This is a genomic window from Candidatus Tisiphia endosymbiont of Melanophora roralis, from assembly GCF_964026575.1.
Classification (GTDB): Bacteria; Pseudomonadota; Alphaproteobacteria; order Rickettsiales; family Rickettsiaceae; genus Tisiphia.
Window position 1 is genome coordinate 1,476,375 of sequence record NZ_OZ032161.1, and the last position, 13,469, is coordinate 1,489,843.

Consider the following 13,469-nt stretch of genomic DNA (forward strand, 5'->3'; position numbering starts at 1 on the left):
AATTGTAGCATTAAGTATAGCATATATTTTTTAGGTACTAATAGATTTTTGAAAATTTTTTATAACAAAATTCAATTTTTATATAGAACTTAAGATTATTTATTAGTTGAAAATTTATTAAAATATCTATTTATTAAATTTATAATAGTTGTATTTTAGTAAATTTAAACTATCAATTGTTATTTGGGTGAAAACAACAACCATATTTATACTCCTGTTTATAATTTCTGTAACAAATAAGATTTATGCATCAGCTTGGTTAATTGACTCAGGCAAGTACAAATATACGGTTACTGCTAGCAATATTGATAAAAATTCTAAAAATATTAAACAAGTAAGAGCCAATCTTTTTCTACAAATTCAGTGTAAATTGGCATATTTAAAAGATCGTATTAAGTTGGTTAATAATTCATCGGCTCTTTATAATAAGTTATTTAGGCAAATTCAATTTTTAGAGCGTAGATCTAGAGAAATATCCTCATACCAAGACGAATTAATGCGAATCTTTGCTATCGAATATGGAATTAATAAAAACCAAAATTTGGAAATTCAATTACTTTATAAAGAAAATAAATTCCAAGGAAGTAATGACATGAACTACCTGTCTAATGATAAAGAAATTGGTATATTTTATAAAATTAAGCTCTTTCAGAACACTAATAAGATAGTTTCAGTTCAGCCAAGAATATACATGACCAAAGATGGTTGCCAACAGCAATTTTCTTATGAATTATTATTGCTATCAGCATTTTCCAAAAAAATTCGTACAGTTTCAGTATTTGCTGAAAGTGTTTTTAGTTTTGGGCAAGCCCTAAATAACTCATATACAAGAAGAAGTCATTATAGTTTTTCAATATCTGAAGGCATTGAATTTCAAAATGGCATTATGTTAGTAGACTTTACCAAATATTATACTAGGAGAAATTACGGTTCTATTTATAATAGAACTTTATATAAGCAATTTTCAGTTGCAAAAAAGATTAAATTTGGTAATCTAAAGAAGAATAGCCTAACAACACAAATAGGGTATTTTTGTGATAAAAGCCTAATTAATAAACATTATAAAATATCAGGAGTAATATTTTCAATATGGATGGATGTATAAAAAATATTAATAGAGAGTTTTTAGATATTCTACTAAAAGAACAACTACTTACGGATTTACAAATATCTCATGTTAAGTTCAAATTAATTGAGAGTACTGGTGAGAATGATTTTTTTAATGTGATAATTGCAGAAGGAATTATTAATAATGAGATGGTTATAGATATTTTGTATAAAAATAAATTATTGCCTCTATTGAATGTGCAAGAAACACAGGTTAAGATTTGTGATTATGCAAAAATTGATCAATATGTAGAAAATGGTTATTTCATTTATGAAAACGATAAAAGCAATAAAGTGCTTGCTATAAATGACCTAGCTTATTTAAGGAAGTTATCAACAATACATTATAATGTACAGATTAATTTGGTCAAAAAGAATGACTTCTATCAGCTACTTGAACAAAATTTTAGCCATTTGAATATAATCAAATCCAAATATTTTCTTGAATTTATCTCAGTATACATGGTAGCAAAAAATATCAATTACACTAAGTCAATTATCATATTTTTTGTGATATATTTTGGAATATTATTTAATTTTAAACATATTTTTCATGTGATTAACATTATTTGCTATTTTTCACAAAATATTTTAAAAATTATGTTATTTAACCAAGCTGTAATTGTACAAAATACAGCGTTTAAAGGTAGTGATATCTCCATTTTAAAAAATGATTCTCTACCTATTTACACTATTTTACTTCCATTATATAAAGAATCAGGCAAGCTAAAGTCAATTATTAGTTATGTCGCTAATATTAATTATCCTAAACATAAATTAGATGTCAAAATCATTATTGAAGCAGATGATTATTTGATGATCAAGGAAAATATCCTATATGAATTACCTTCTTATATACATTTGCTTAAAGTACCTTTTAGTTTACCTAGGACTAAACCTAAAGCCCTTAATTATGCCATGCAATATTGCAGAGGAAAGTATGTAGTAATATATGATGCAGAAGATAGGCCTGATACTGATCAACTCCTTAAAGCAGTAATAGCCTTTGATGAATTACCGAAAGAATATGTTTGTTTGCAGGCTAAACTTAACTTTTATAATGAGAATGAAAATTTACTCACTAAACTTTTTAGCATAGAATATTGTTTATGGTTTAAATATCTTCTGAAAGGTTTAAGCTTGATGGATTTACCAGTAACTCTTGGAGGAACTAGCAATCATTTTAAGGTTGACGCCTTACAAACAATAGGATTTTGGGACGCTTATAATGTTACTGAGGATGCTGATTTAGGAATTAGATTATATTCTTTTGGTTATAAAGTTCATATGATAGATTCTTATACTTTAGAGGAATCACCTATAGATATTATAAGTTGGATAAATCAAAGATCTCGTTGGATAAAAGGATTTATCCAAACATTTTTGGTATTTCTTGCCCAAAAAGACAAATATAAAAGGTTTAAATTTTATCAAATAACTACTATTTTCATTTTTATTGGTTTTTCTTCTTATGGTTTTTGTTGTTTGCCATTTCTAATGCTAACTATTAAAATTAATACATTCGCCATAATTAATTATTTATGGATAATTAACAGTTTTTTTGCTTTTTCATACCTTTACGGAAGTGCTTTTTTTATTTTACTGATTAAAAAAGGAAAAATAACTAATTTTCGAATATTAGATATTGCTGCCTTGTTTGTGTGGCCTCTGTATTTTCTACTACATACGATAGCAAGTTATAAGGCGATTTGGGAGATTATTTTCATGCCCTTCAAATGGGATAAAACTCAGCATGGGATTAGTACTCTAGACCTTGAATAAATCAAGGTATACTCTAGAATAGAAAATCAACAATTGCGTTGTCGTATCTAAATATCTCCGCTGCTCCGCACAGGTGTCATTGCGAGGAGGTACAAAGTGCCGACGTGGCAATCTTGTGAAGAAGAGCTTAAATTACCTCGAGGCCGCCTAACAAAGGCAGATATTATTTCATGAGATTGCCACGTCGGCGATTTCATCGCCTCCTCGCTAATAGACGGTTTTTTGGCTGAAACCTTTCCGGTTTAGCTATACGAGCAGTATATATACTTTAAAGCAGAAGAGTATGGTTTGGTAAATTACCGGTGAACATTAGAACGCTTGATACTAACACCACCCAAAATAAAGTAAAAGGTAAAAATACTTTCCAACCTAAACGCATTAATTGGTCGTAACGATATCTAGGTAATGTTGCTCTTATCCATAAAAAACAAAATAATAAAACCCCGGTTTTTAGTACAAACCACATAAAACCTGGCACAAAATTTAAGACTTTAATGCCAAAAGGTGGCAAATAGCCACCTAAGAAAAATGTGGTGGTCATACCGCTAGCTAAAATCATATTAGCGTACTCACCAAGAAAAAACAATGCAAATCCCATGGAAGAATATTCAACATTATAACCAGCAACTAGCTCAGACTCAGCTTCTGATAAATCAAAAGGCAATCTGTTCGTTTCTACAAGTACTGATATGAAGAATATTACTGCCATAGGTAACAGCATCAAATCAACCCACCAAGGAAATAATCTTTGTCTTTCTATGATTTCTGAAAGATTAAGAGTACCTGTTGTTAAAAGTACAGTAACAATCACCAACCCTATAGATACTTCGTATGAAATCATCTGAGCCGACGAGCGAACAGCCCCAAGGAAAGCATATTTCGAATTACTTGCCCAGCCCGCTATGATTATACCATAAACAGCTAACGATGAGATGGCCATAATATACAAAACACCAACATTTATGTCGGCTAGTACAAGTTTCTTATCAAAAGGTATTACCGCCCAACCAATTAAACTAAGTACGAGGGTAATCATAGGTGCTAGGGTGAATAATATTTTATCAGCTTGGTTTGGTATAATTGTTTCTTTAAATAATAGTTTTACTGCATCGGCAATTGGTTGTAATAACCCAAAAGGTCCTACTACATTTGGACCTTTTCGGAGTTGCATTAGCCCTATTACTCTTCGCTCAGCATAGGTAAGGTAAGCTACGCACAGCAAAAGAGGAATAGTGATAGATAAAACTTTCAAAGCCACAATAATTAACGGCAATAGATATTGTTGAAAGAACGATATCATGCAACTTTGTCCCTTTCTTGCTTTGACTCTACACATTTTGCCATAGTAACAGATGCTCTACTAATCGAGTCTGTCATATAGTAATTTATAGGTTTAGTCACTATATCAGATTTAAGTAAATTATCGAGGGAGGTAAATTTTATAAAATCACAGCTCGTTATCTCAGAAATATTGGCAAATACCGGGAATTCTGCAGCCAACCTAGTTCTTATTTCATCTAAATTATTCATGCCAAGATTTAGCCCTAAACTATTAGCTAGATTATTTATAATAACCCAATCTTCTTTTGCTTGTCCTACTGGATGAGTTGCGGCTTTACCATATTGAGGTCTTCCTTCAAAATTTACGTAAGTGGCATCTTTTTCTGTATAGCTACTAGCAGGAAAGATTACATCTGCTACATTTGCTCCATTATCACCGTGATGTCCTTGATATACTACAAAAGATGATTTTATTTTGTTCATATCAATTTCATCACTGCCTAGTAAATATACAAACTTAATCTCACCCCTTTCTGCCTTTTGTAAAATTTCAAAAACTCCATTACCACCGTTTTTAGGACTAAAGCCTATATCTAAACTACCGACCATTGACGCATGATTATGTAGTATATTAAAACCATTCCAATCATCTCTAACTATCTTATATTTATCAACCATTTGGTGAATGAGTGCCAAAATAGCATAACCATCATCCCGAGAATATACACCATCACCAATAATTATAATTGGATTTTTTGCATGTTCTAATTCCTTAGCAAACTGATGTTCCTCTGATATTATTGCCTTAATTATGTCAGGGCTAGCCCCTAATTCATTTATATAATAAGTTTGGTTAGTAATATTGCCAATTCGAGCTACTTTTAGCTTTCCTTCTCTTTGCAATATGCCAATACGAGCATTTAGGATAGGAGCTACTTGTCTGATATTTGCACCAATTAACAAAGCTAGATCAGCTTCTTTAAGTCTAGAAATTGTTGTGTTAAATAGATAGTTCCCCCTACTAGATTGGTCTATTTTATAATTAAACTGGTTACTGTCAAAATTGTTACATCCAAGTTTCTGTAATAATGTTTTCAATAAAAACATTGATTCGGTGCATGCTAGCGTTCCAGCTATTGCTGCAATCTGGTCACCGACTTGATCAGCAGCAAGAGACTCTAATTTTTGTGCTACTAATGCAATAGCATCATTCCAAGAGGCTTCGACTAATTTGCCGTTTTTCCTGATATATGGAGAATCTAACCTTTGATATTTCAAACCATCATAAGCAAATCTTGCTTTATCTGATATCCACTCTTCGTTGATATCGTCATTAACCCTTGGTAATATCCTCATTACTTCAGATCCCCTACTATCAACCCTTATATTACAACCTTGTGCATCCAATACATCTATTGACTCAGTCTTTGTTAGTTCCCAACTACGAGCTTTAAAAGAATAAGGCTTGGAATTTAATGCTCCGACTGGGCAAATATCTATAATATTGCCTGATAACTCCGATTCAAGACTACGCTCAAGATACGAGGTTACCTCCATATGCTCCCCCCTGTAAAGAGTTCCTATTTCCTCAACTCCAGCAATATCAGTGGCAAACCTTATACATCTAGTACATTGTATGCATCTAGTCATATGGGTCTTAATCAAAGGTCCCATATACTTATCTTTGACCGTTCTTTTATTCTCCGAAAATCTAGAACTTGCTTTACCATATTTAAAGGCTTGATCCTGTAAATCACACTCACCTCCTTGATCACAAATAGGACAATCTAGGGGGTGATTAATCAATAGAAATTCCATCACTCCTTCACGAGCCTTTTTAACACCTATGGTATTAGTGTGGATAACCATACCTGAGGAGGCAGGCATAGCACAAGAAGCAATGGGCTTGGGAGATTTTTCCATCTCCACCAAGCACATACGGCAGTTACCGGCAATCTTCAAACGTTCATGAAAACAGAAATGTGGGATTTCTATACCAAGCTTACTGCAGGCACGAAATACGGTTGTGCCTTCCTCTACTTCAACTTCAGTACCATCTATAGTAAGTTTTATCATTATATAATGTAGTTTTATATTACGTCGAAATTATACCACATTATATGTTACTCACTAATCTAAATTTTCCAATTTTACAAGAATTTTGCAAAATTAACTAACAAAAAAGATGCTATCCCTATGAAAGCAGAGATCTGTATATTATAACTTTTTAAGCTATTTTTTAGATCTCCGCACTAAGATGAAATTAAGAGACGACTTAAGTTCCCGTACATGCTTGACTAGCAGCAGCAGTACTAGCTACCATGTTTATAATTTCGGGAGCCTTAAACAATATTATAACACCAGTCACAATAACCAATGCAACTTCCCATTTTAATTGACCTCTAAGAGTTTGAATCCCTAGAACAACTATACCAATAATTGCTATACCACGAGCTGTATTACCACGAAATGTTTTGATCATCTTACACAACACATCACCTACTGGATCAGTAGAAGCAAAAGCATCCGATGCTGTAGTAATTAGAGCAATGCTACAAAGGATAAACAGCAAACGCCACACAAAACCACTATCAAACTGTTCAGAATAGGACCTACAAATATTCATATTTTACCTCGTTAACGAATTATTTTAGACATGTGGATGATTCTATACTGTACATTTTTACAGTTCAAGGATTAATATAGGGTGATCGTAATCTAATTGGATAATTGCTGGAAAAGAAAGGTTTACGTGGTGTTTTAGTCACAATTTTTGCAAGTTTAATTAATACTCCCGACGTTATCCCTGCACTTTCGGATGTCATCAACTATGATTTTAAACCGATGTCTTACATTAAATTGAGGTTACACTATGTAGTTCTCTTTTGTGGGTAACTTCCAGAGTCTTTTTCTAACTTCTCAAAATGCAATAGCCCGTAGGCAAAAGCTATAATTGTAGGAATCATAATAATCAATATCCCCCAATTGCCAAAATAGTCAATAATATAAATGAAACCAAAAGAAGTAATAACGTACATCAAAGCACGAGATACAGAAAATATCACGCTAACACAGGTAAAACGTTTAAATATAGGAAAGCTTTTATAAAAAATTGGAGCAGCAGAGGTATGACAGTACTTAAATAAAATAATGACTATCTGAATGAGAAATAGCTCAAACGGAAAATGAAGATTATTTAGCCAATATGGACAAAATAAAATAACAATAGAATATATAATAAGTATAATTTTTGCGGTTAATAATGGATATACTCTGTAACTTACATAAGATAATATTGATAAGATTAAGAACTCTAATACAGAGACAATAAAATTATGATGAATAACCTCAATTGATGTATAACCAAAATCAGTCTTGAGAATAGTACCACAATGCAGATAGATAAAATAAAAACATACCGGTGTAGAACATTCTAATAAAAGGAACGCTATTATTGTTTTTTTATTAATTTTTTCATTAACGACTGGATCATTATATAATGCTTTTATATCAATATTAGCTTTCTCATATTTCTTTTTTAGTATAAGTTTTGCATTAGCAAATTCAGGTGTTTCCCGCAATGTTGTTTTAGCAGCAAAACCAATCAATGCCACTATTGCACCTATCCAAAATGCTAGACGCCAGTTAAAACCATAGGAAGTAACAAGTGAGGCAATTCCTAAAGCACCCATACTTCCTAAGACAGCAGATAGCCCTACCAATGTCACACTTACATACTGGATTGGTGGGTTAATTGTTTCGGTTAAATAAAGTCCTGCCCCTACTATCTCCCCCATAGATGTCATGCCTTGAACAATACGGCAAATTGTTATTATCCAAGTAGCAGCTACTCCTATTTGAGCATAGGTAGGAAGATTAGCCATGACAAAACATGATACAGCCATCATAAAAGTTGTAATTATAACAGTAGATTTGCGTCCTATATTATCACCCAACCAACCAAATATTAAGGCACCAACCGGCCGAAAAACAAAGGTAGTACAAAAGGAAAAAGACATCATTAAAGAAGTGAAGTGAGAATCAGCAGGTTCAAAAAACAACTCATTAAGAAATGCTGCCATATGAATATATAACATCAAGTCAAAATATTCTAAAAATGTACCAATTGAAAGTAAGCCCACTGCTTCTTTCTGTTCTCTAGTTAAACTTCTCTGTTCATGCGGATACTTTATCATTTATTTTTCTCCTTTAATGTTAAAATGAGCTTATATATTCTGCTACTTTAAAGAATTGGAGTCTACTTAACCTCAAGTATCAATGTAATAAATTAATAGTAGGCTCAAGTAATCATCGCCATTAGGGGTCACCCTTGTCATTATGTCACTCCTACTCGCCATTATGTCATCCAAACGAAAGCTGGGATATAAAACCATATAACATACCTTTTATGCTATTTTTTAGACCTCTGCCTACGCACAGGTGTGACATTCGAAGGCAAGGATGGACTATTAAACAGATGTCTTACATCGAATTTAGGTACATTATATAAATTTTTTAGATACTGGATTTTCCATGAGTCTCTTAGCTATCTCACTATCTGATATGGAATCGTTTTTTGTAGATTGCATATATATAGCTACTAATTCTAGCATTTTATCACAAAACTCAGATTGTAGCATTTGAGAAGCTTCTAGCTTTTGCCTATTCATTAAATCTATAGTCTCAAGTTTTTTGCTTTCTAGAAACTTATCAAATTCTTCGTTTTGCTGCTTAATTATATTATTGGCAGTTTCTTTGCCATCTTTGATCATTTTTTCTCTTAAAACTTCAATCTGTTGTATTTGGACTGCAGCATTTTCAAATAACAACGTCATATCTTCGTTAAGCTTTTGGGCTTCTAAGACTTGGTCTTTGATAGCTGTAATTTTGTCATCTAACGATTTTAAAATTATATTTTTTATCGGTCTATAGACTAAATACACAAAAATTAGGAAACAGATGGCTAGCCAAAATTTTTCGTCAAACAATTGCATTATTTTATCTTTTTGTAAGATTCTTTTAGTAATTCTAAATCAACTTCTTGATTAGTAATTTTTTGAATTAACAATTTTGCTAAATCGATGCATGAGTCATTTTCATCAATCCAAAATAATTTATTAGTTGTTTCTATATCATGACGATTATTGGCAATTTGTGCTTTCAACTCATTATGGAGTTGAATTTTTTTTGATAGCAGAGATGCTTCCATTGCATCCCTAGCTTCTTTTTTAATATTTTCCACTATATTTGATATCTCTGCTAATGTACTTGCATATTGCTTGTGCAAGCTATCAGCTTTTTCCCCAAGACTTTCTGCACTAGCAATATTGCTATCTATATAAGCTTGCCTATTCTCAAGAATCTTTTCAGTTAGCGGTGCAATGAACTTATGAACTAGAAGGTATAAGGTACTAAAAACAACCCCCAGCCAAAAGATTTGTGAACAATAAAAGGTAACATCAAATTGAGGCATAGTTATTTAAGAAAATATTAATAAAATTGCAATTACGAACGAGAATAAGCCCATAGCTTCCGTAAGTCCAGCTCCAATGAATGCCATTCTTTGTAATTGATCAGTAGCTGAAGGGTTACGGGCAATTGAAGACAGCAATGCACTGAATATACTACCTACGCCAATAGCAGCACCTGACATACCAATAGCCATTAATCCTACACCAATAAATTTTAGAGATGTTCCGTCCATATATAAGCTCCTAAATATAAAAAATTCTAGGTTCTTGCGTATGACTTCATTTTTATCTATAAGAGCATAAAAATGAAGCCTTCGCAAAACCTAATGTGAATTTACAGCATCATTCAAGTATACACAAGAAAGAATTGTAAATATATAAGCTTGAAGTATTGCTATAAAAATTTCAAATCCAATAAGGATCACAATTAGTGGAATTGGCAAAAATTTAAAGAAAATCATTAATGAAACTATAAATCCTGCCATCACCTTTAGTAATATATGTCCTGCCATCATATTAGCAGCTAACCTTAAAGATAAACTTATAGGTCTTGCTAGATAGGCAAATAATTCTATCAAAATCATAAGCGGAGCTAGCCAAGATGGCGTACCTTTAGGCAAAAATATTGATAAAAAATGTATACCGTGATTAATAAAACCGATAATTGTAACCATAAAAAATATCATAATTGCTAAGGCAAATGTTACTATAATATGGCTAGTAACAGTGAATCCGTAAGGAAGCATACCGAGCAAGTTACATAACAAAATAAACATAAACAAAGTAAAAATGAACGGTATAAACTTACGCCCCTTTTCTCCAACATTTTGATTGAGCATCACTGTAATTATATCATAAATTATTTCAGCACTAAGCTGTAATCTAGATGGTATAATTTTTTTACCTTTTAAGGCTAAATAAAAATAGGAGAGGCTTACAACTCCAGCAAGTAACATAAACAAACTAGAGTTAGTAAAACTAATATCGAAACCAAATAAATTAATTTCTACTAGTTTCTTTATTGCAAATTGATCTAAGGGACTATGGGACATTATTTCTTATTTAGTTTTTGCCAAATTATTTTAAAACCTGCAAGCATACCTATCAACAAAAATATTATAATACAAAATGGTTTAGAATTAAACAATTTATCTAATGTAAAACCAATAATAAACCCCAGCATCACACTAGAAAACAAATCTAACGCTATAGCCAACGCATCAATTTCTTTTTTTGGATTAAGTTTAGGGTGAAAATGATTATTTGTTTGATTATTTGCTTTAAGTGTCTTAATCCTTTTTTGTATCTTATCTAACTCTTTTTGTTCCAACATATACATTAATACAAAGAAGTCTATTTAAACCTCAATTTCGGATTAATTTCATTAATCCGAAATTGGAATGAGAAAGTAAACAATCAGGCTTAAAGCGGTTTGACGCCTGATTGTTAAATATGTTTGTCCACAAACGGAGAGTAATAAGGTAATATTTGACTCAACTTCTATTTGGTCAAGGGAGCAATTAGCATCAGGTTTACAGAGCTTGCTAGTTAATCCAGCAATGAATTGGTTTAATCTTACTATAGTTGCTGAAAATGATGAGCAACAGCAATATTTAACCACCGCTGAACGCAACATGCTAGCCCAAATGCTAGAAAAAACCCTAATGGATATATTTAATAATCCGGCTTCTAATTTTTATAGTCAGATTCATCAATTTTTCTTGAATTTATCAGCTTTTGGTACTGCAATATTCTATGTTGAAGAAGATTTAGAATTAGCACAGACCCTGTTCTTTCGTAATATTAATTTGCAGGAATGTTATTTTGAAGAGGATAAGTTTGGTTTTGTTAATACAATGTACCGACTATTTAGCATGCCGATAAAATCGGCATCAGCGAAATGGGTAGATTTTGCTCCTTTCAAAGAAAGGTTAGCCCGAAATCCTGATGAAATAGTAGAAATATTGCACATAGTTAGCCCACAAGCTCAAAATCAGAAAAGTAAAGGTAGAAGAGCAATGGTAACAGCTAGTCCTTCAACATCTAGCTCATCGCTACTGCCCTATAGTTCAGAGTACATCTATCTCGCTGAACAAAAAATTATCAGTCAATCAGGTTATTCTTATTTCCCATTTTTTGTAACGCGGTGGGTAAAAGAAGAAGGTGAAGTATATGGTTATGCTCCGGCTCATCATGTGCTACCTGATATTAAATTACTCAATAGTTTAAGACAAATTACCCTAAAAGTAGCCCAAAAACAACTAGACCCACCATTATTAGTGCCAAAAGATGGATATTAGAGCTTGTCCGCAAACTAAAATTAAGGTATGATGAAGTGAACAAAGTATTATTAGTAAGAAGTATAGAAGAATGAGCAGAAAAAATTATCCAACAGATTTAACAGATGAAGAATGGTTAAGGATAGAGGGTTTGTTTCAAGTATCGTATGTAAAGGGAGGTAGACCTTTAAAACATAGCAAAAGAGAGATTTTGAATGCAATTTTTTATGTATTACGTACTGGGTGTCAGTGGAGATATATGCCGCATGACTTTCCAATTTGGAAGACAGTATATGAACAATTTAGAAGATGGAAGAAGCAAGGTGTATTTGAACGTATGAACCATGAACTTATCAAGGATGTTAGACGAAAATTAGGTAGAAATGAGTATCCTAGTGCTTGCATAATAGATAGTCAGTCTGTCAAGACAACAGAAAAAGGGGAGCTAAAGGTTATGATGGAGCTAAGAAAATTAAGGGCAGAAAGAGGCATATTATTACCGATACACAAGGCTTTGTATTAGGTTGTTATGTCGGTTCTGCGAATGAGAATGATCGATACGGAGCTACAGTGCTACTCAGTAACATGCAAAAAGAGTACACTACTATTAAACAAATGTGGGCTGATATGGGGTATCAGTCTAAAGATTTAAAGGGTCTCATTAAGGAAAAGTATAACATAGATTTAGAAATTGTTAAACGCCCAGTGTGCAGATTTTGGATACCAAAAAATACACCACTAGAACTATTGCCAACAAGGGAAGTTGGGTTTAAAGTACAGCCAAGGCGATGGGTTGTTGAGAGAAGCTTTGCTTGGATAAATAGAAATAGAAGGCTCTCCAAGGAATATGATTTTCTTACTGATTCTAGTGAAAATATAATTTTTTTGGCTATGAGTCGATTACTTCTTCGTAGGATTACTTCTATTACTTAGTTTGCGGACAAGCTCTTATACTAATTCCCTAATTTAAATTAGTATAAATAGTAGAAAAAAGATGAGATTATGTTATAATATTCCAAGTTTATGAATAAATTAAGGAAAGGAATATAATGGGATGTCATCAAAGATTAATAACAGAAGAGTTATACCAACGTGCTATTGAGCAACTTGCAAGCATGAACCGAGATAATAGAGTTGCTATTAGACTTATGGCTATAATTGCTGCTAAAGAAAATGGTGTTGGTGTAGTATGTAAGGTATTTAATATAACAACCAATACGCTTAGGAACTGGGTAAAAAGCTTTGCTCAAGGTAATGATAAAAGCCTTGAATATAAACAAGGTAGAGGACGAAAAAGTAAATTAACAAAAAATTGTTGTGAAGCAATAAATAAATGGTTACAAGACGATTGTAACATGACAATAAAAAATATCATCATAAAACTTAAAGAAAATTTGGAGATTGATGCTAGTAAATCGGTTGTACATAGAGTATTACAGAAACTTAAATTTGCATACATTACCCCAAGACCAGTGCATTACAAACAGAATAAAGAAACTCATGAAGGGTCTAAAAAAAACTTCAAGAAACAATAACAAATAACCCTAGC

The 13,469-nt window shown here is 32.2% G+C and carries 14 protein-coding genes; 5 read left to right on the forward strand and 9 right to left on the reverse strand.

The window, feature by feature from the left end; translation table 11 throughout:
- The first annotated feature begins 187 nt into the window (after nucleotides 1-187).
- Both AAGD53_RS07105 and AAGD53_RS07110 read left to right on the forward strand, forming a co-directional pair.
- Nucleotides 188-1,105: a hypothetical protein gene (locus AAGD53_RS07105; RefSeq protein WP_341762714.1), complete on the forward strand. Its 918-nt coding sequence runs from the start codon at nucleotides 188-190 to the stop codon at nucleotides 1,103-1,105.
- The gene (locus AAGD53_RS07110) at nucleotides 1,090-2,889 is read left to right on the forward strand and encodes a glycosyltransferase family 2 protein (protein WP_341762715.1); all 1,800 of its coding nucleotides are present in this window, start codon (nucleotides 1,090-1,092) and stop codon (nucleotides 2,887-2,889) included. Before AAGD53_RS07105 ends, AAGD53_RS07110 begins: the two co-directional genes overlap by 16 nt.
- A gap of 268 nt (nucleotides 2,890-3,157) precedes the next feature.
- Here the strand turns inward: AAGD53_RS07110 and nuoH are convergent, their stop codons facing one another.
- From nuoH to AAGD53_RS07155, 9 genes are all read right to left on the reverse strand, one after another.
- Nucleotides 3,158-4,189, reverse strand: coding sequence for an NADH-quinone oxidoreductase subunit NuoH (gene nuoH / locus AAGD53_RS07115; RefSeq protein WP_341762716.1), 1,032 nt, complete (start codon nucleotides 4,187-4,189; stop codon nucleotides 3,158-3,160).
- Nucleotides 4,186-6,246, reverse strand: coding sequence for an NADH-quinone oxidoreductase subunit NuoG (nuoG, locus tag AAGD53_RS07120; protein WP_341762717.1), 2,061 nt, complete (start codon nucleotides 6,244-6,246; stop codon nucleotides 4,186-4,188). Before nuoG ends, nuoH begins: the two co-directional genes overlap by 4 nt.
- A 199-nt stretch (nucleotides 6,247-6,445) precedes the next feature.
- Complete coding sequence (locus tag AAGD53_RS07125; protein WP_341762718.1) at nucleotides 6,446-6,796, reverse strand: TrbC/VirB2 family protein; 351 nt, start codon at nucleotides 6,794-6,796, stop codon at nucleotides 6,446-6,448.
- Nucleotides 6,797-7,040: 244 nt separating this feature from the next.
- Complete coding sequence (locus AAGD53_RS07130) at nucleotides 7,041-8,366, reverse strand: MFS transporter (RefSeq protein WP_341762719.1); 1,326 nt, start codon at nucleotides 8,364-8,366, stop codon at nucleotides 7,041-7,043.
- A 306-nt stretch (nucleotides 8,367-8,672) separates the two neighbouring features.
- Nucleotides 8,673-9,164 carry an ATP F0F1 synthase subunit B gene (locus AAGD53_RS07135; protein ID WP_341762720.1) on the reverse strand — a complete coding sequence of 164 codons (492 nt, stop codon included), beginning with the start codon at nucleotides 9,162-9,164 and terminating at the stop codon, nucleotides 8,673-8,675.
- Nucleotides 9,164-9,643, reverse strand: a complete 480-nt coding sequence (locus AAGD53_RS07140) for an ATP F0F1 synthase subunit B' (RefSeq protein WP_341762721.1) — start codon at nucleotides 9,641-9,643, stop codon at nucleotides 9,164-9,166. Before AAGD53_RS07140 ends, AAGD53_RS07135 begins: the two co-directional genes overlap by 1 nt.
- 6 nt (nucleotides 9,644-9,649) lie before the next feature.
- Nucleotides 9,650-9,874: a F0F1 ATP synthase subunit C gene (locus AAGD53_RS07145; RefSeq protein ID WP_341748043.1), complete on the reverse strand. Its 225-nt coding sequence runs from the start codon at nucleotides 9,872-9,874 to the stop codon at nucleotides 9,650-9,652.
- Nucleotides 9,875-9,964: 90 nt separating this feature from the next.
- Complete coding sequence (locus tag AAGD53_RS07150) at nucleotides 9,965-10,693, reverse strand: F0F1 ATP synthase subunit A (RefSeq protein ID WP_341762722.1); 729 nt, start codon at nucleotides 10,691-10,693, stop codon at nucleotides 9,965-9,967.
- On the reverse strand, nucleotides 10,693-10,974 hold the full coding sequence (locus tag AAGD53_RS07155) for an AtpZ/AtpI family protein (RefSeq protein ID WP_341761575.1): 282 nt from the start codon (nucleotides 10,972-10,974) through the stop codon (nucleotides 10,693-10,695). Before AAGD53_RS07155 ends, AAGD53_RS07150 begins: the two co-directional genes overlap by 1 nt.
- 169 nt (nucleotides 10,975-11,143) lie before the next feature.
- On the opposite strand from AAGD53_RS07155, the gene AAGD53_RS07160 reads away from it, so the two are divergent.
- The 3 genes from AAGD53_RS07160 to AAGD53_RS07170 all read left to right on the forward strand — a co-directional run bounded on the left by AAGD53_RS07160 (nucleotide 11,144) and on the right by AAGD53_RS07170 (nucleotide 13,455).
- Nucleotides 11,144-11,941, forward strand: coding sequence for a portal protein (locus AAGD53_RS07160; RefSeq protein ID WP_341763447.1), 798 nt, complete (start codon nucleotides 11,144-11,146; stop codon nucleotides 11,939-11,941).
- Between the two features lie 70 nt (nucleotides 11,942-12,011).
- A protein-coding gene (locus AAGD53_RS07165) for an IS5 family transposase (RefSeq protein WP_341762384.1) occupies nucleotides 12,012-12,853 on the forward strand; the annotation gives its coding sequence in 2 pieces (ribosomal slippage) (nucleotides 12,012-12,384 and nucleotides 12,384-12,853; 843 coding nt in all).
- A gap of 116 nt (nucleotides 12,854-12,969) precedes the next feature.
- A complete protein-coding gene (locus AAGD53_RS07170; RefSeq protein ID WP_341762723.1) occupies nucleotides 12,970-13,455 on the forward strand; it encodes a helix-turn-helix domain-containing protein in 486 nt (161 codons plus the stop codon).
- Nucleotides 13,456-13,469: the final 14 nt, after the last annotated feature.

What these genes read in the sequence shown, in the direction of transcription:
- AAGD53_RS07130 (WP_341762719.1), bottom strand. Translation starts at nt 8,366, where the DNA reads ATGATAAAGTATCCGCATGAACAGAGAAGTTTAACTAGAGAACAGAAA.
- AAGD53_RS07125 (WP_341762718.1), bottom strand. Translation starts at nt 6,796, where the DNA reads ATGAATATTTGTAGGTCCTATTCTGAACAGTTTGATAGTGGTTTTGTG.
- nuoH (WP_341762716.1), bottom strand. Translation starts at nt 4,189, where the DNA reads ATGATATCGTTCTTTCAACAATATCTATTGCCGTTAATTATTGTGGCT.
- AAGD53_RS07150 (WP_341762722.1), bottom strand. Translation starts at nt 10,693, where the DNA reads ATGTCCCATAGTCCCTTAGATCAATTTGCAATAAAGAAACTAGTAGAA.
- nuoG (WP_341762717.1), bottom strand. Translation starts at nt 6,246, where the DNA reads ATGATAAAACTTACTATAGATGGTACTGAAGTTGAAGTAGAGGAAGGC.
- AAGD53_RS07170 (WP_341762723.1), top strand. Translation starts at nt 12,970, where the DNA reads ATGGGATGTCATCAAAGATTAATAACAGAAGAGTTATACCAACGTGCT.
- AAGD53_RS07145 (WP_341748043.1), bottom strand. Translation starts at nt 9,874, where the DNA reads ATGGACGGAACATCTCTAAAATTTATTGGTGTAGGATTAATGGCTATT.
- AAGD53_RS07135 (WP_341762720.1), bottom strand. Translation starts at nt 9,164, where the DNA reads ATGCAATTGTTTGACGAAAAATTTTGGCTAGCCATCTGTTTCCTAATT.
- AAGD53_RS07155 (WP_341761575.1), bottom strand. Translation starts at nt 10,974, where the DNA reads ATGTTGGAACAAAAAGAGTTAGATAAGATACAAAAAAGGATTAAGACA.
- AAGD53_RS07140 (WP_341762721.1), bottom strand. Translation starts at nt 9,643, where the DNA reads ATGCCTCAATTTGATGTTACCTTTTATTGTTCACAAATCTTTTGGCTG.
- AAGD53_RS07110 (WP_341762715.1), top strand. Translation starts at nt 1,090, where the DNA reads ATGGATGGATGTATAAAAAATATTAATAGAGAGTTTTTAGATATTCTA.